Origin of the sequence: Saccharopolyspora gloriosae (assembly GCF_014203325.1) — a bacterium.
Taxonomy (GTDB): domain Bacteria; phylum Actinomycetota; class Actinomycetes; order Mycobacteriales; family Pseudonocardiaceae; genus Saccharopolyspora_C; species Saccharopolyspora_C gloriosae.
Window position 1 is genome coordinate 1314708 of sequence record NZ_JACHIV010000001.1, and the last position, 18056, is coordinate 1332763.

The window sequence follows — 18056 nt, forward strand, 5'->3', positions numbered from 1 at the left end:
GGCTCAAACCGATCTCGTGGGGTCAGGTCGTGGGCACCCGGAGGGTGGGGCGATAGGTTCGCCCCGTGACTGATTCGCAGCCGCAGCCCGAGCCCTCCGGTGGCCCCGACGCCGAAGCCACCTCCGACCTGTTGGAGCACCGGGCGGACGAACCGGAATGGCCGGCCGAGCACCCGGACCCCGCCGCGGGCTTCGACGCCGATCAGGCCACCCTGATCGGCTGCACCGTCGCCGGACCGGGCCAGCTGCCCGCCGCGCGGGTGCTGCGCGAATCGTTCCTGCACAGCCACCCCGGAGCCCGGTTCGTGGTGCTGCCCATCGGCGGCGAGCTCAGCGGTGACGTGCTCACCCCGGCGCGGATCGGCGTCGACGCCGACGAGCTCGCCGGACTCGCCGTCGCCTGCACCGCGGACCAGCTGCGCGCCGTGCTGCGCCCCCGGCTGCTGCAGCACCTGGTGGCCACCGGCGCCACCGTGCTCTACCTCGAACCGTCGGTGCAGGTGTTCAGCGAATTCGACGACCTGCTGCGCGAGCTGTCCCCGGACCGCCCGGTCGCGCTGGTGCCGAGGGTGCTGCGGACCCTCTACGCCGACGGGTTCCGCCCGAGCGCCACCGACCTGGTCGAATCCGGCCCGTTCGACCCGAGCGTGCTCGGCGTGCGCCCCGGCGCGGAGGACTTCCTCACCGCGTGGGCCGAGCAGGTCCGCGCCGACCCCAGCGTCGGCATGCTGCTCGACGGCGCACCCGCGCTGATCGACCACCACGTGCTGCGCGACCCGGGCGTGGGGCTGTCGGTGTGGAACGCGGCGCAACGCGAACTCATCCCCACCGGCGACGGCGGGCACGCGGTCGACGGTGCCCAGCTGCGCAGCATCCACTTCGACGGGTTCCAGCCGCAGCGGCCCTGGCTGCTGTCCACGCACTACGCCGACCGCCCGCGAGTGCTGCTCTCGGAACATCCGGTGCTCGCCGGGCTCTGCGCGGCCTACCGCAACGAGCTCGTCGAAGCGGGCTACACGCGGGAACAGCCGCACCCCTACGACGCCCTGCCGGACGGCACCCCGCTGCCCGAACCGCTGCGGCGCGACTACCTCGACGCCTGGCAGCGCGACCAGGCACCGACGAGCCCGTTCGCCACCGGCGCCGGCGTCGAGGACTTCCTCGACTGGGCCTGCGAGCCCGTTGACGAACGGCAGCGGGCCACCGGCGGTTCCCGCTGGACCGCGGCGGTCTGGGCCGACGACCAGGTGCTGCGCAAGAACTACCCCGACCCGTTCGGCGCGGACGCCGACGCGTTCCGCGAATGGTGCGCGGGCGTCGGCGTCGCCAGCGGCCGGGTACCTGCCGCCGCGGTGCGCAACCTCGGCGGCACCGACGGCTCGACGCTCGTCGACCAGCTCGGCGTCGCCATCCTCGGCACCGGCCGCACCGCCGAACTCGTCCGAGCCGCCGTGCGCGCCTCCGGGCTGCCCTCCGCGGACACCCCGTACTACCCGGTGGTGCTGCGCTGCGAGCCCGGCCTGACGGTGCCCGCGGGACGCCACCTGATCGACGTGCAACCCGACACCACCGACGCGGACGGCGCGGTGGAGGCATGGGTGCTCTCCGAAGCGGCCCGCCAGGCCGCCCGGCGCGCGGGCGGGCCTACCACGCGGGTCGTCGCCCTCCCGCTGCTCGACCCGGGGCCGGTGGACCTGCCGACGCGGAAGGCGGCACGCGCCCGGTTCGGGTTGTCCGAGGAGTTCGTCATCGGTGCTTTCGCCGACCACTCCGACGAACGTCGCGACAACATCCTCGGCCTGGTCACGGCCTTCTTCGCCGCGTTCCCCGAACGCGAGGACGTGCACCTGCTCGTCGCCGTCACCGGTGCGGCCGAACACCCGGAGGCGGCCGAGCGCCTGCGGCTGGCCACGGCCGCCGACCCGCGGGTGCACCTCGTCGAGGAGGAGATCGCCACCGTGGGCCTGCTGTCCGCCGCGGACGCCGTGGCCTCGCTGCACCGCCCGGCGGGCGGTGACCGGTACGCGCTGCGGTTGCTGGAGGTCGCCGCGCACGGCGTGCCGGTGCTCGCCGCGGACCACGGCGCCGTCACCGAGCTGCTCGGCTCCGCCGGGGCGAGCCTCGTGCCCTGCCAAGGCCAAGGCGAACCGGACGTCGAGGCCGCCGCCGTCGCCCTGCGCACCGCGGCCGACGACCCCGAGGAGACCGCCGCGGCCGGCCGCCGCGCCCGCGATCACCTGCTCGCGCAGCACAGCGTCAACCACGCCGCCGAGCGGTTGCGCGAGCACGTCGAGCACGCCTACCGGAACTGGCGCACCAAGTGGGCGAAGGATCGCCACGGCGACCTCGACGACCCGCTGCACCCGCTGCTGGTGGCGCGCCACGCGCTGCACCGCGCCCCCGACGTCGGCGCCGGTGGCCGCAACTCGGTGGCCCCCGCGCTGCGCAAGGCGGTGCTGCGGGTGCTCAGCCATTACGACGAGCACATCCGCGACGTGCTGCGCTCCATGGTCGACGGCGTGGAGCAGACCGCGGCTGAGCTGCTGCGCCGCCAGTACGACGCGGACGGGGGAGGGGAGGAGCTCGACCTGCTCCGCACCGAACTCGGCCGCATCGACCAGCGCCACGACCAGCTCGACGAACGCCTCACCAGCACCGACGACGGCATGGTGCGGGCCCGCGCCGACCTCGCCGACCAGCACCGGCGGCTGCGCGCGCTGGAGGCGGGCGGCGGCTCGGGCGGCGGTGAGCCCGACCGCGACGACCTGCTGGCGCAGCGGCTCGACAGCCTCACCGGCGCGGTGGAGCGGACCCTGGACCGGATCGACGCGCTGGAGAACGAGCGCGAACAGGCCCGCAACCAGGAGCTCGAAACCACCCTGCGCTCCGCGACCAGCGACGCCGCCTACGCCCTGCACCGCACGGACGTGCTGCAACGCATCCTGCTGCGCGAGCACGAGCGCAACACCGGCACCGCCGACGGCACCAGCACCCCGGTGCTCTGCGACGCGGGCCTGCTCCGGCTGCCCGCCGACGACGCCATGATGCTGCCGTGGCTGTCCTCGCACGCCACGTGGGACGCGGAGGTCTCCGGGCTGATCGACTCGCTGCTCGAACCGGACGGCGTGTTCCTCGACGTCGGCGCCTACGTCGGCTACCAGACCGTCCGGGTGCTGAGCAGGCTCGGCAACAGCGGCGCCGTGATCGCGGTCGAGCCCAGCGCGGACGGCCGCGCACTGCTCAACCGCAACGTCGAGGTGAACGTCCCCTCGGCGTGGGGCCACCGCCTGGTCACCCTCGCCGCCGCGGCTTGGGACGCCCCCGCCGACCTGGTCGCCGAACCGTCGCTGGCGGGCGGAGTCTCGGTGCGTCCGGCGGAGGAGTCGGACCCCGAGGACCCGGACGCGCGCGTACCGGGGGTGCGGCTCGACAAGGAACTGGAGAACACCTCGACGCTGCACGACATGACGCTGTCGGTGGTGCACGTCGACGTCGGCGCCCGCGTGCACCGGGTCCTCGGCGGCCTGGTCCGCCTGCTCCGGCGGGATCGTCCGTCGATCGTGTGCTCGTTCACCCCTTCCGGCATCACGGAACTCGGAGACGACCCGGCCACGGCATTGCACGAGTTCGGCACCTGGGGTTACGAGCTGGTCCCCGTGGGCCGCACGACCGCGGTCTCGGCCTCCGAACTGCTGGAGGCGATCGACGCCGCCGGCTCCACGAGCACGGTCAAGCTCTGGCTGCGCCCCAAAGGCAAGTCCTGAATCGCGGTGAACGGTGAATGTCAAGAGTCTGACCAGGCGATTTGACATTCACGGAGAGTGTGCGTAACTTTCTCCACGTCGCACGGCAAGCCGGACGGAACAGGACGCAAGAGCCTGGCGGGGACGGCGAAGGTGGCGGCGCCTGGGGATTCCCAGTAGCGCGCACCGGACGGGACGCGCGGGTTTGACACCGCGAAGCGGACCGGGTAACGTACGACAGTCGCTAAGATCCGAGAGGCGCTTCCACGGGAGCGGGTCACGACTTAGCAGTGGACAACTCCAAATCAGGTCGACGATCTGGCCGACCAGGGTGCGGGTGACCGCGAAGTGACCCCCCTGAAAACGGCCGAAATCGAGCCTGCTAGAGTTTGAAACATCGCAAGAACGAAAGACGGAAATGACTCCCCGGAGTTCGCGGCCCTGAGGTTGGGGGTTGTGGGTGATGGTGTGGGTGTGTTCTTTGAGAACTCAACAGCGTGCCGATGATGATGAGTGGTAACTCATTAGATTGATTTTATGCCCTGGTCGGCCTTTGTGGTTTTGATCGGGGTGCCTCGTTTATTTCGGGGCAGGATTTTTCTCTAAACATTGTTGGAGAGTTTGATCCTGGCTCAGGACGAACGCTGGCGGCGTGCTTAACACATGCAAGTCGAACGCTGAAGCCCTTCGGGGTGGATGAGTGGCGAACGGGTGAGTAACACGTGGGTAATCTGCCCTGCACTCTGGGATAAGCCTTGGAAACGAGGTCTAATACCGGATAGGACACATGGCCGCATGGTCTGTGTGTGGAAAGTTCCGGCGGTGCAGGTTGAGCCCGCGGCCTATCAGCTTGTTGGTGGGGTGATGGCCTACCAAGGCGACGACGGGTAGCCGGCCTGAGAGGGTGACCGGCCACACTGGGACTGAGACACGGCCCAGACTCCTACGGGAGGCAGCAGTGGGGAATCTTGCGCAATGGGCGAAAGCCTGACGCAGCAACGCCGCGTGGGGGATGACGGCCTTCGGGTTGTAAACCTCTTTCGACATCGACGAAGCCTTCGGGTGACGGTAGGTGTAGAAGAAGCACCGGCTAACTACGTGCCAGCAGCCGCGGTAATACGTAGGGTGCGAGCGTTGTCCGGAATTATTGGGCGTAAAGAGCTCGTAGGCGGTTTGTCGCGTCGGCCGTGAAAACCTGCCGCTTAACGGTGGGCGTGCGGTCGATACGGGCAGACTTGAGTTCGGTAGGGGAGACTGGAATTCCTGGTGTAGCGGTGAAATGCGCAGATATCAGGAGGAACACCGGTGGCGAAGGCGGGTCTCTGGGCCGATACTGACGCTGAGGAGCGAAAGCGTGGGGAGCGAACAGGATTAGATACCCTGGTAGTCCACGCCGTAAACGGTGGGCGCTAGGTGTGGGGACTGTTTCCACGGTTCCTGTGCCGTAGCTAACGCATTAAGCGCCCCGCCTGGGGAGTACGGCCGCAAGGCTAAAACTCAAAGGAATTGACGGGGGCCCGCACAAGCGGCGGAGCATGTGGATTAATTCGATGCAACGCGAAGAACCTTACCTGGGTTTGACATGCACAGGATCGCCCCTGAGAGGGGGTTTCCCTTGTGGCCTGTGTGCAGGTGGTGCATGGCTGTCGTCAGCTCGTGTCGTGAGATGTTGGGTTAAGTCCCGCAACGAGCGCAACCCTTGTCCTGTGTTGCCAGCACGTGATGGTGGGGACTCGCAGGAGACTGCCGGGGTCAACTCGGAGGAAGGTGGGGATGACGTCAAGTCATCATGCCCCTTATGCCCAGGGCTTCACACATGCTACAATGGCTGGTACAGAGGGTTGCGATACCGTGAGGTGGAGCGAATCCCTAAAGCCGGTCTCAGTTCGGATCGGGGTCTGCAACTCGACCCCGTGAAGTCGGAGTCGCTAGTAATCGCAGATCAGCAGTGCTGCGGTGAATACGTTCCCGGGCCTTGTACACACCGCCCGTCACGTCATGAAAGTCGGTAACACCCGAAGCCCATGGCCCAACCCTTGTGGGGGGAGTGGTCGAAGGTGGGACTGGCGATTGGGACGAAGTCGTAACAAGGTAGCCGTACCGGAAGGTGCGGCTGGATCACCTCCTTTCTAAGGAGCAATATCACATCCATAGTCCGGGTGACCGGGTTGTGGGGTGTTCCGGGTTTAGAGGACATGTGTTTCTCTGCTTGGAAGGCTCATAGGATTAGTGGAAATGCTGCTCTGTTTTTCATCATCGCACGCTGTTGGGTGTCTGAGGGAACACACGTGGTGTGTTTTCTTGGTTGTTGTTTGAGAACTGTATAGTGGATGCGAGCATCTTTGTGGCCAAGTTATGTAGGGCACATGGTGGATGCCTTGGTACCAGGGGCCGATGAAGGACGTGGGAGGCTGCGAAATGCCTCGGGGAGCTGTCAACCGAGCTGTGATCCGAGGGTGTCCGAATGGGGAAACCCAGCCCGAGTGATGTCGGGTTACCGCTTCCTGAATGTATAGGGTTGCGGGGGGAACGCGGGGAAGTGAAACATCTTAGTACCCGTAGGAAGAGAAAACACTGGTGATTCCGTGAGTAGTGGCGAGCGAAAGCGGAGGAGGCTAAACCGGGCGCGTGGGATACCTGGCAGGGGTTGCGTGTTCGGTGTTGTGGGGCATTACTGGAGGAGGCTGCCGGCTCTTCAGCGTGGTTGTGTGTGTTAGTTGAACAGGTTGGGATGCCTGGCCGGAGTGGGTGAGAGTCCCGTAGGCGAAAATGCACATGGCGCGTGTGGTGGTGTTCCCGAGTAGCAGCGTTTCCGTGGAGGGTGCTGTGAATCTGGCGGGACCACTCGCTAAGCCTAAATACTTCCTGGTGACCGATAGTGGATAGTACCGTGAGGGAATGGTGAAAAGTACCCCGGGAGGGGAGTGAAATAGTTCCTGAAACCATGTGCCTGCAATCCGTCAGAGCGTGACCTTTTGGGGTTGTGTGATGGCGTGCCTTTTGAAGAATGAGCCTGCGAGTTGCTGCTGCGTGGCGAGGTTAACCTTGTGTGGGGTAGCCGGAGCGAAAGCGAGTCTGAAGAGGGCGTTGAGTCGCGTGGTGCAGACCCGAAGCGGAGTGATCTACCCATGGCCAGGGTGAAGCGCGGGTAAGACCGTGTGGAGGCCCGAACCCACCAGGGTTGAAAACCTGGGGGATGAGTTGTGGGTAGGGGTGAAAGGCCAATCAAACTCCGTGATAGCTGGTTCTCCCCGAAATGCATTTAGGTGCAGCGTTGCGTGTTGCCTGGGTGGGGTAGAGCACTGGTTGGTTGATGGGCCTTATGGGTTACTGACGTCAGCTAAACTCCGAATACGCCTGGGTTGAGCGTGGCAGTGAGACGGTGGGGGAGAAGCTTCATCGTCGAGAGGGAAACAGCCCAGAACACCGGCTAAGGCCCCTAAGTGTGCGCTCAGTGGGAAAGGATGTGGGATTGCCCAGACAACCAGGAGGTTGGCTTAGAAGCAGCCATCCTTGAAAGAGTGCGTAATAGCTCACTGGTCAAGTGGTCCTGCGCCGACAATGTAGCGGGGCTGAAGTGCACCGCCGAAGCCGTGTCAATCAAGTTTTGCTTGGTTGGGTAGGGGAGCGTCCTGCATGCAGTGAAGCGTCGCCGTAAGGCTGGCGTGGAGTGTGTGGGAGTGAGAATGCAGGCATGAGTAGCGAGAGCAGAGTGAGAATCTCTGCCGCCGATTGACTAAGGGTTCCTGGGGCAGGTTCGTCCGCCCAGGGTGAGTCGGGGCCTAAGGCGAGGCCGACAGGCGTAGTCGATGGAGAACGGGTTGATATTCCCGTACCCGTGTGCACGCGCCCATGGTGAAACGGTTGAGACTAACCATCCGCGAGCATGGTGGCTCTTCGGAGTTGTTGTGTGAGTGCATGGGACCTGATTCCGCGGTAGTCAAGTGATGGGGTGACGTAGTGGGGTAGCTGTGCCAGTGAGTGGTAGTACTGGTGTAAGCCTGTAGCCTGTCGTCTAGGTAAATCCGGGCGGCGTGAAGGGTGAGGGGTGATGCGTAGCCGTTGTGGTGAAGTCAGTGATCCCGTGCTACCGAGAAAAGCCTCTAGCGATGTGTGTGCATGGCCCGTACCCGAAACCGACACAGGTGGTCAGGTAGAGTATACCGAGGCGGTCGGGTGAACTGTGGTCAAGGAATTCGGCAAATTGCCCCCGTAACTTCGGGAGAAGGGGGGCCACGGCTGGTGATCATCCTTGCGGTGGGAGCTGGTGGTGGCCGCAGAGGCCAGGGAGAAGCGACTGTTTACTAAAAACACAGGTCCGTGCGAAGTCGTAAGACGATGTATACGGACTGACGCCTGCCCGGTGCTGGAACGTTAAGAGGACCCGTTAGCATCTTTTGGTGTGAAGCGGAGAATTTAAGCGCCAGTAAACGGCGGTGGTAACTATAACCATCCTAAGGTAGCGAAATTCCTTGTCGGGTAAGTTCCGACCTGCACGAATGGCGTAACGACTTCTCCGCTGTCTCGACCACAGGCCCGGTGAAATTGCAGTACGAGTAAAGATGCTCGTTTCGCGCGGCAGGACGGAAAGACCCCGGGACCTTTACTATAGCTTGGTATTGGTGTTCGGTGCGGCTTGTGTAGGATAGGTGGGAGACTGTGAAGCGTTCACGCTAGTGGGTGTGGAGTCGTTGTTGAAATACCACTCTGGTCGTTCTGAGCATCTGAACCTCGGACCCTGATCGGGTTCAGGGACAGTGCCTGGTGGGTAGTTTAACTGGGGCGGTTGCCTCCCAAAGGGTAACGGAGGCGCCCAAAGGTTCCCTCAGCCTGGTTGGTCATCAGGTGTTGAGTGTAAGTGTATAAGGGAGCTTGACTGTGAGACTGACAGGTCGAGCAGGTGCGAAAGCAGGGACTAGTGATCCGGCACTGGCAGGTGGAAGCGGTGTCGCTCAACGGATAAAAGGTACCCCGGGGATAACAGGCTGATCTTGCCCAAGAGTCCATATCGACGGCATGGTTTGGCACCTCGATGTCGGCTCGTCGCATCCTGGGGCTGGAGTTGGTCCCAAGGGTTGGGCTGTTCGCCCATTAAAGCGGCACGCGAGCTGGGTTTAGAACGTCGTGAGACAGTTCGGTCCCTATCCGCCGCGCGCGTAGGAGATGTGAGGAAGGCTGTCCCTAGTACGAGAGGACCGGGACGGACGGACCTCTGGTGTGCCAGTTGTTCCGCCAGGAGCAGGGCTGGTTGGCTACGTTCGGGAGGGATAACCGCTGAAAGCATCTAAGCGGGAAGCCTGTTCCAAGATGACGTCTCCCACCCCTTGTGGGTTAAGGCCTCCTAGAGATGATGGGGTTGATAGGCTCGGCATGGAAGCACAGTAATGTGTGGAGTGGACGGGTACTAATAGGCCGAGGACTTGTTCACAAAGATTGCTACGCATCCACTATACGGTGTCTGAGACAACAACTTTGGGTTGTTGATTTCTGAATAGGTTTCACCACGCGATTCACTGGGTGATGGTTGTGGTGTATGTGGTTTGTCGGTGGTTTTAGCGGAGCGGGGAACGCCCGGTCCCATTCCGAACCCGGAAGCTAAGCCCTCCAGCGCCGATGGTACTGCACTCGATAGGGTGTGGGAGAGTAGGACACCGCCGACAATACTCAACGGGAAACGCCCCACAGTCATAGACTGTGGGGCGTTTCTGCTATTCCAGGGCACCACACCACCCCTGAACAGATGTTTCGACGGGCTGGACGTGTCTCGTAGTCTTCTGTGATGGAGCGCGTGCGCATGTTGGTCGTGGAACCGTCGGAGATCGCCCCGGTGGGGCGTCTCGGCGAATGGTTGGGTGCGGCCGGCGCGGAACTGGACGTGGTGCGGGCACCTGAGATCCCCGCGCCGTCGGCGTTGGACGAGTACGACGCGCTGGTCGTGATGGGCGGCGGCATGGGCGCGCTCGACGATCTGGACCATCCGTGGCTGGCCGATGTTCGGGCGCTGCTCAGCGCGGCGGTGAGCAGACAGCTGCCGGTGCTCGCGATCTGCTTGGGAGCGCAGCTGTTGGCTGCGGCGGCAGGGGGACGAGTGGCGCCGGTCAAGAAGGGGCCCGAGGTGGGGACCTTGCTCGTCGCGAAGCGCGACACCGCGGCCGACGATCCGCTGTTCGGGGCGCTGCCGCTGACGCCGGACGTGCTGCAGTTCCACAACGACGAGGTGGTCCGGCTGCCGCCGAGCGCACAACTGCTCGCGTCTTCCCCCGCCTGCGAGAACCAGGCGTTCCGGGTGGGGATCTGCGCTTACGCGCTGCAGTTCCACGTGGAGACCACCCCGGACACGGTGTTGGACTGGGCGGAGTCGATGCCGGAGGCGGCGAGCACCGCCCGGCCCGGCCAGCTTGACCCCGAGCACCTCGAACGCTTCCACGCGGAGCTCGCCGAGACCTGGGAACCGGTGGCGGAGCGTTTCGTCCGATTGGCCGCGACTCCGCTGGAGCAGCGCAGGGGGACTCGGGCGCTTCCGATGGCGTGAGCCCGCGCCGGTCGCCTGTGGTCGGGCAGTCGTGTCCGGCTACCGTGCGGAGTATGAGCAATGGCAACTCGTCACGTTCGGGTTCGGCTCCTTCTCCGGCGCGGTACGGCTTCAGCGATGTCGTTCGCGCGGAACAGCAACTGCGGGCGGCCGGGTGGTGGTCCGACGCGGGGCCGACGGACGAGCCGGTGGTCTCGGCGCTGTCGCGTGCTCCCGATCCCGATCTGGCGCTGCTCGCGGTGGATCGACTGCGCGAGGCCGCGGCCGACGAGTGGCCGGAGCTGGCGAAGGAACTGGCGGCGGACACCGCTGTTCGTGGCGGGCTCATCGGAGTGCTGGGAGCGTCGAGCGCGTTCGCCGATCACCTGGTGGCGTATCCGCAGGACTGGCGCCGGTTGCGTCCGAGGCCGGCGGGTGAGCGGCCCGACGTCGCGGCGTTGACCGACGAGCTGGTGAATTCGGTGCGCTCGGCGGACGGTGTCCTCACCGGCACCGAGGCGATCAGCGCGCTGCGCGGCGCGTACCGAGGGCTGCTGCTGGAGGTGGCCGCAGCCGACCTGCGCCCGATCGTGGAACGGGACCTGGCCGGGGCGTCCTTCGAGGACGTCGCGGCGGGACTGTCGGACCTCGCGGTCGCGGCGCTGCGCGCGGCCCTGGTGGTGGGGGCCGCGGAGCTGACCGGCAGGGAAGGCGGGGACAGCGCCGAGGACCTCGCGGTGATCGCGATGGGCAAGACCGGTGGCCGGGAGCTCAACTACGTCAGCGATGTCGACGTCGTGTTCGTCGCGAAGTCCGAGGAAGCGCTGCCGGGTGCGACAAAGCTCGCCAGCATGATGATGCGCGTCGCGGGGCCGGCGTTCTTCGAGGTGGACGCGGCACTGCGTCCGGAGGGCAAGGCGGGTGCGCTGGTGCGCACCCTCGACGGCTACCAGAGCTATTACCGCAGGTGGGCCCGGACGTGGGAGTTCCAGGCGTTGCTGAAGGCGCGGCCGGTCGCGGGCGACGTCGAGTTGGGGCAGCAGTACGTGGACGCGGTGTGGCCGCAGGTGTGGACCGCCGCAGAACGGGAGGACTTCGTCCCCGACGTGCGATCGATGCGCCGCCGGGTCGAAGATCACGTGCCCGCTGAACTGTCCGAACGGGAGCTCAAGCTGGGCCCCGGCGGGCTGCGGGACGTGGAGTTCGCGGTGCAGCTGCTGCAGATGGTGCACGGTCGCAGCGACGCGGACCTGCGGAGCCCGAGCACGGTCGACGCGTTGCGCTCGCTAGGCGAAGGCGGTTACGTCGCCCGTGCCGACGCCGCGGACCTCGTCGAGTCCTACCGGTTCCTGCGCACCCTGGAACACCGGGTGCAGCTGCGGCGGTTGCGCCGCACCCACCTGCTGCCCGAACTGGACGACAAGGACGGGCTGCACGTGCTGGCGCGTTCGGTGGGGCTGCGTTCCAGCGGGCGCCGCAGCGCGGGTGAGGTGCTGGTCGCCGAGTACCGCAGGCACAGCAACCGGGTGCGCAGGCTGCACGAGAAGTTGTTCTACCGCCCGCTGCTGGAGGCGGTGGCGAAGGTTCCGACGGACGCGTTGCGGCTCACCACCGGCGCCGCGGTGCAACGGCTCGCGGCGCTGGGGTACAGCTCGCCGGAGGGCGCGCTGCGGCACATCGAGGCGCTGACCTCGGGGGTGTCGCGCCGGGCGCACATCCAGGGCGCGCTGCTGCCGATGCTGCTGGACCTGCTGGCGAACACGCCGGACCCGGACGGCGGTTTGCTGGCGTACCGGAAGGTGTCCGAGGCGCTGGCGGAAACGCCCTGGTACCTGCGGTTGCTGCGGGACGAAGGGGTGGTCGCCGAACGGCTCGCGCAGCTGCTCGGGACGTCGAAGCTCGTGCCGGAGCTGTTGGTGCGCGCGCCGGAGGTGCTGCGGCTGCTCTCGGACACCCCGGCCCTGGCCGAGCGGGATCCGCGGGAGGTCGCGACCTCGCTGCGCAGCGCGGTCGCGCGGCACGCGGAGCCGAGCCGGGCGGTGGCGGCGGCGCGGTCGTTGCGCCGCCACGAACTGTTGCGCATCGCGTGCGCCGACCTGCTGGGCCTGTTGCCGCCGACGGAGGTGTTCCGGGCGCTGTCGAGCGTGTGGGCCGCGGTGCTGGAGGCCGCGCTGGACACCTCGGTGCGCGACGTGGCGGCCCGGCCGGAGTGGCAGACGGTGCCCGCGCGGATCGCGGTGATCGGCATGGGGCGCCTCGGCGGCGCGGAGCTCGGGTACGGATCGGACGCCGACGTGATGTTCGTGTGCGAACCGCTGCCGGAGGTGCCGGAGTCCACGGCGGTCCGCTTCGCCACGTCGGTGGTGGAGCAGGTGCGCCGCCTGCTGGGTGCGCCGAGTCAGGACCCGCCGCTGGAAGTGGACATCGACCTCCGCCCGGAGGGCCGCAGCGGCCCGTTGGTGCGCACCGTCGACTCGTACCTCAACTACTACCGCCGCTGGGGCGAGGTGTGGGAGGCGCAGGCGCTGCTGCGGGCCCGGCCGGTCGCGGGCGACTCGGAGCTGGGCGAGCGGTTCTGCACGGCCATCGACCCGATCCGGTACCCGGACGGTGGCCTGGACGACGCTCGCATCCGGGAGATCCGCCGGATCAAGGCCCGGGTCGACTCGGAACGCCTGCCGCGCGGCGCCGACCCGGCCACGCACACCAAGCTGGGCCGCGGCGGGCTCGCCGACGTCGAGTGGACCTTGCAGCTGGTGCAGTTGCGCCACGGCCACGAGCACGAATCGTTGCGCGTCACCTCGACGATGCGAGGACTGGACGCAGCGGTGCAGGTCGGGGTGCTGGACGAGCAGGACGCCGCGGAGCTCGGCGAGGCGTGGACGTTGGCGATGCGGTCCCGCAACGCGGTGATGCTGGTGCGCGGCAAGTCCGGTGACCAGCTGCCCAAGCAGGTGCGGGAGCTGACCGCGGTGGCCGCGGCGCTCGGCTACTCCGGCGACGTCGACACCGGCGAGGTGCTCGACGACTACCTGCGGGTGACCCGGCGTGCCCGGGCCGTGGTGGAGCGGGTGTTCTACGAGGACTGAGCCGTCCTGCGCGGAGGGGCTCGTCGACGTGCTCGGCGCGGGTCGCCTCGCCTGATCGAGACCGCCGGGCCCGCGTCGGTGTACGGCGAGCGCTCGTCGGCCGCCTCCACCGGGCGGGGACGTACCGGGCGGTCCCCTGTGCGCTATTCGGGTGCAGCGGAGGCGGGCTTCGGCAGGTGTGCGGACGGCCGAGCGGGGCGTACCGGCCAGTTATTCCGGTTCTGGTTGGTATCGGATTGCCCCGCGACGGCGGTTCCCGTGCTTTTGCGGATTATTCTGCGCTGCTTGTTCCCGTCAACGGTGGTCACGGTGCCGACGTGTTCGGTTGCGGGCTGAAGCGGCCGAATGGGGCTCATTTCCGCGCCGGAGACCCCGCGTGTTCCTGCACGTGCAAATGCACTGCCTTGAGGAATTGTCGGCTGGTTGCCCGGATCGCCTGTGAGAATGTGCACGGCCGGTGATCACGGTCGTGGAAGCGCCTCGCCTGCGCCGGAGCACTGCTCGCTGTGCTGGGGAATCGTATTCGGCGAGCGCATCAAGGCTCTCGCGAAAGTCCAATTCGGACGATTGTGGGATGGCGGTGGAGCCTTGAATTTCTGCGGAACAGCCCATTCGGAGGTCTTCCCGTCGCTATCGTGACGGTAACCTTCTCGCACCGCGAACGGTGCGCGCATGACCGGCGTCCGGGCGGGTCCGAATAGGAGTGCATGGTGGCCGAGGACTTCGAATTACTCGTCGACCGGCAGGCGCTTTGCGGCGCCGGGCCGTTGTGGATGTCGACGCTGAATTGCCTGTACTGGGTGGACGTGCTGCGCAGGGAACTGCACAGCTACCACCGCGATTCCGAGGCGGACGAGGTTCAAGTCCTACCTGGAGTCGTCACGGCGCTCGGCGCGACCCGCAACGGACAGCTCATCGCGGCCGCCGACAGAGGGTTCTCCCGGCTCTTCCCCGGGCGGGCCGCACTCGAACCCATCACCGGCGTGCAGGCCGGCGACCGGATGAGCGGCGGCGCCTGCGACCCGGCGGGCAGATTCGTCGCGGGCACCCTCACCCACAGCCGCGAGGCGAAGCGCAGCGCGCTGTACGTGCTGGACGGGACGCGCGCGCGGGTGCTCGTGGACGGGTTGACGCTCTCCGGCGGGATCGGCTGGAGCCCGGACGGCGGGACCATGTACGTGATCGACACCGTGCCACGGGTGATCTGGGCCTTCGACTACGACGTGGCGCACGGTCGTGCCGGGCGGGGCAGGCGGTGGATCGTGTGCAACGAATCCGAAGGCCACCCCGACGGGCTGGCGATGGACAACGAGGGCGGCGTGTGGGTCGCGATGCGCGGCAGCGGCCGGATCCACCGCTACAGCCCCGGCGGGGACCTGGAGACGGTGCTGTGGGCGCCGACCCGGCGCATCACGGGGCTGGTGTTCGGCGGGCGCAGGCTGGACGAGATGTACGTGACCTCGGCGTGCGCCGGCTACGACGAGCGGGCCCTGGTCGCCGATCCGTACGCGGGCGCGCTGTTCCGCTTCCGGCCCGGATCCACCGGCAGCCCGCTGGCGCCGTGGAACGGCACGTGAACCCCGCGCGACGGGGACGCGCACGAGAAAGCGGGCCGGCCGGGAGCACTCTCCCGACCGGCCCGCTTCGCGCTGTGCGCCGGACGATCACACGTCGAAGTACAGGGCGTACTCGTGCGGGTGCGGGCGCAGCCGGATCGGGTCGATCTCGTCCTCGCGCTTGAGGCGAATCCAGGTCTCGATCAGGTCCGGGGTGAACACGCCGCCTTCGAGCAGGTAGTCGTGGTCCTCCTCGAGCCGGTCGATGACCTTCTCCAGGCTGTCCGGGACCTGCGGGACGTTCTTGGCCTCCTCGGGCGGCAGCTCGTAGAGGTCCTTGTCGATCGGCTCCGGCGGCTCGATCTTGTTCTTGATGCCGTCGAGGCCGGCCATCATCATCGCCGCGAACGCCAGGTACGGGTTGCCCGACGGGTCCGGACAGCGGAACTCGACGCGCTTGGCCTTCGGGTTGCTGCCGGTGATCGGGATGCGCATGCAGGCGGAGCGGTTGCGCTGCGAGTACACCAGGTTCACCGGCGCCTCGTAGCCCGGCACCAGTCGGTGGTACGAGTTGATCGTCGGGTTGGTGAACGCCAGCAGGCTCGGGGCGTGGTGCAGGATGCCGCCGATGTAGTGCCGCGCCATGTCGGAGAGCCCGCCGTAGCCGGACTCGTCGTAGAACAGCGGAGAGCCGTCCTTCCACAGCGACATGTGGCTGTGCATGCCGGAGCCGTTGTCACCGAACAGCGGCTTGGGCATGAAGGTGACCGTGCGGCCGTCCTCCGCAGCGGTGTTCTTCACGATGTACTTGAACAGCTGCAGGTCGTCCGCGGCGTGCAGCATCGTGTTGAACTTGTAGTTGATCTCCGTCTGGCCACCGGTGCCGACCTCGTGGTGGGCGCGCTCGATGGTGAACCCGGCGTCGCTCAGCTCGGTGGAGATCTTGTCGCGCAGGTCCGCGAAGTGGTCGTAGGGCGGGACCGGGAAGTAGCCGCCCTTCATCCGGGTCTTGTAGCCCTTGTTGCCGCCCTCTTCGTCGCGCTCGGTGTTCCACCAGCCCTCGACGGAGTCGACTTCGGCGAAGCTGCGGTTCGGGCCCTCGCCGAAGCGGACCGAGTCGAAGATGTAGAACTCGGCTTCGGCGCCGAAGAAGACGGTGTCGGCGATGCCGGACTCGGCCAGGTACTGCTCGGCCTTGCGCGCGATGTTGCGCGGGTCGCGGCTGTAGGGCTCCAGCGTGAACGGGTCGTGCACGAAGAAGTTCAGGATGAGCGTCTTCTGGGCGCGGTACGGGTCGATGCGCGCGGTGTACGGGTCCGGCAGCAGCAGCATGTCCGACTCGTGGATCGACTGGAACCCTCGGACCGAGGAGCCGTCGAAGGCCAGCCCTTCGGTGAAGGAGTCCTGGTCGAACGCCGAGGCGGGCACCGTGAAGTGCTGCATGACACCCGGCAGGTCGCAGAACCGGACATCGACGTACTTCACGTCCTCATCGGAGATGAAGCGCAGGACCTCGTCTGGATTCTTGAACACCCTCGATGGCTCCTTCACGCACTGATTGACTGCTCACCGGCGCGCGTGCTTCGAGCTCACCGGCTCGTCGCCAACGTTATGTCACGGGTGTTGCTCGGCCGTCACCTTGATGTTTCGCCGACGTTAACGACCGCCTGAACGGGTGAGGCCGGTTACGCAGGGCAGATCAGCACGCGGCGTCGGCGCCGGTCGGTTTCGCTCTGCCGTGCGGTCGTAGGCTGGAGGCGTGGGCGAGAAGACGGGATCCCGATCCGAGATGAGCAGCCAGAACAGCGGGAGCGACGACTCCGGCGAAGCCCCGGCGGAGGGTATCGGTGGCCTGTTCGGCCACGGTCCCCGGCCGCGGTGGCGCGGTGAGTGGCTCGGGTTGCCGGAGAGCGGGCAGGGCGCGGTCGCCACCGGTGGCCGCAGGTTGCTCGGGTTCGTGGTGGACATCCTGCTGGCCGCGCTGGTCGCGGGACTGTTCACGGCACCGGAACTGCCCGCGAACTGGAGCCTGCTGTCCTGGTTCCTGATCACCGCGGTGCCCGTGGCCTTCGTGGGGTTCACGCCCGGGATGCTGGTCACCGGCATCTGGGTCGTCCGGGTGGACGGTCCCGGCGCGGTGGGCGTGTGGCGTGCGCTGGTGCGCGCCGTGCTGACGGGCGTGCTGATCCCCGCGGTGATCCGCAACGTCGACGGGAGGTCCTGGCTGGACCGGCTCACCGGGACCGTGGTGGTCCGGCGCTGACGCGGGCGGCCGTTCGCCGGCGGCGCGGCGCCCGCCAGCAGGGACCCGCCCGTCGAGGCGGCGCGGGGACGAAAAAAGACGCGGACCCGGCGGGACGTGCCCGGCGGATCCGCGTCGAAGTCGTACGGCTCAGCGGCGGCGCATGGCGCGCTGCACGTTGCGCATCTTGGCGCCCTGCGGCATCGGGCCCTTCGGCATCGCGTTGCCGCGGCTGCTCGCCAGCGCCGAGAGCCGGTTCTCCAGCGAGTCGACCTGGCCCGCGTTGATGTTGCGCGGGAGCTTCATCATGTGCGTCTGGAGCTTGCTCAGCGGCACCTGGCCCTCTTCGCCGCCGATCATGATCTCGTAGATCGGCGTCTCGCCGACCAGCCGAGCCACCCGCTTCTTCTCCTGCGCCATCAGCGACTTCACCCGGCTCGGGGCGCCCTCGCCGACCAGCACGATGCCGGGGCGGCCGATCACCCGGTGCACCGCGTCGAGCTGCGCGGTTCCGGCCACGGCCTGGGACAGCTTCCAGTTGCCGCGCATGTTCTCCAGCGCCCAACCCGCCGCGCCGGGCTGGCCGTCGGCCTTGCGGTACACCGTCGCCTGCACCCGGCGGCCGAAGATGATCACGGCGCCGAGCAGGCCCAGCGCGATGCCCACCGGCAGGAACGCCCAGTGCAGGTTCCAGATCATGCCGATGAAGAAGACCGCGACCGCGACCACCAGGAAGATGCCGATCATCAACGGCAGCAGCAGGCGGTCCTCGCGGCGTTGCATCTGGAACGCTTGCCAGATCTGCCCGATGCGACCGCGGAAGGCCGCGCGCCGTTCCTTCTTCGCCGCCTTCTTGGCTGCCTTGTCCTGGTTGGCCATGCCTTTCAGGATACGGCGGGGCCTCAAGTCCTCCCC

General features: G+C 67.1%; 7 protein-coding genes and 3 rRNA genes. 8 read left to right on the forward strand and 2 right to left on the reverse strand.

Annotation, left to right across the window (positions count from 1 at the left end; all coding sequences use genetic code 11):
* The first annotated feature begins 65 nt into the window (after nucleotides 1-65).
* The 7 genes from BJ969_RS06000 (at nucleotide 66) to BJ969_RS06030 (ending at nucleotide 14920) form a co-directional block, all read left to right on the forward strand.
* On the forward strand, nucleotides 66-3764 hold the full coding sequence (locus BJ969_RS06000) for an FkbM family methyltransferase (protein WP_184477854.1): 3699 nt from the start codon (nucleotides 66-68) through the stop codon (nucleotides 3762-3764).
* 588 nt (nucleotides 3765-4352) lie between these two features.
* Nucleotides 4353-5872: ribosomal RNA gene (locus BJ969_RS06005) — 16S ribosomal RNA — on the forward strand.
* 217 nt (nucleotides 5873-6089) lie between these two features.
* Nucleotides 6090-9171 (forward strand): 23S ribosomal RNA (locus BJ969_RS06010).
* Nucleotides 9172-9285: 114 nt separating this feature from the next.
* Nucleotides 9286-9403: ribosomal RNA gene (rrf, locus tag BJ969_RS06015) — 5S ribosomal RNA — on the forward strand.
* Together the 16S, 23S and 5S rRNA genes form the textbook arrangement of a ribosomal RNA operon.
* A gap of 119 nt (nucleotides 9404-9522) precedes the next feature.
* Entirely contained in the window at nucleotides 9523-10275 is a 753-nt protein-coding gene (locus tag BJ969_RS06020) for a type 1 glutamine amidotransferase (RefSeq protein WP_184477855.1), read from the forward strand.
* Between the two features lie 53 nt (nucleotides 10276-10328).
* Nucleotides 10329-13343, forward strand: a complete 3015-nt coding sequence (locus BJ969_RS06025) for a bifunctional [glutamine synthetase] adenylyltransferase/[glutamine synthetase]-adenylyl-L-tyrosine phosphorylase (RefSeq protein ID WP_184477856.1) — start codon at nucleotides 10329-10331, stop codon at nucleotides 13341-13343.
* Between the two features lie 710 nt (nucleotides 13344-14053).
* Entirely contained in the window at nucleotides 14054-14920 is an 867-nt protein-coding gene (locus BJ969_RS06030) for an SMP-30/gluconolactonase/LRE family protein (RefSeq protein WP_184477857.1), read from the forward strand.
* Nucleotides 14921-15007: 87 nt separating this feature from the next.
* Here the strand turns inward: BJ969_RS06030 and glnA are convergent, their stop codons facing one another.
* Nucleotides 15008-16432 (reverse strand): type I glutamate--ammonia ligase, encoded by a 1425-nt coding sequence (gene glnA, locus BJ969_RS06035; RefSeq protein WP_184477858.1) that lies wholly within the window; start codon nucleotides 16430-16432, stop codon nucleotides 15008-15010.
* A 226-nt stretch (nucleotides 16433-16658) separates the two neighbouring features.
* Between glnA and BJ969_RS06040 the strand changes: the two genes are divergently transcribed.
* A complete protein-coding gene (locus BJ969_RS06040) occupies nucleotides 16659-17162 on the forward strand; it encodes an RDD family protein (RefSeq protein ID WP_343071251.1) in 504 nt (167 codons plus the stop codon).
* 129 nt (nucleotides 17163-17291) lie between these two features.
* Here BJ969_RS06040 and BJ969_RS06045 read toward each other — a convergent pair whose 3' ends face one another.
* Nucleotides 17292-18020 (reverse strand): DUF4191 domain-containing protein, encoded by a 729-nt coding sequence (locus tag BJ969_RS06045; RefSeq protein WP_184477859.1) that lies wholly within the window; start codon nucleotides 18018-18020, stop codon nucleotides 17292-17294.
* Between the last annotated feature and the right edge of the window lie 36 nt (nucleotides 18021-18056).

Bases quoted from the DNA above. Each gene is read 5' to 3' on its own strand.
- BJ969_RS06025 (WP_184477856.1), top strand. From the start codon at position 10,329: ATGAGCAATGGCAACTCGTCACGTTCGGGTTCGGCTCCTTCTCCGGCG.
- BJ969_RS06020 (WP_184477855.1), top strand. From the start codon at position 9,523: ATGGAGCGCGTGCGCATGTTGGTCGTGGAACCGTCGGAGATCGCCCCG.
- BJ969_RS06045 (WP_184477859.1), bottom strand. From the start codon at position 18,020: ATGGCCAACCAGGACAAGGCAGCCAAGAAGGCGGCGAAGAAGGAACGG.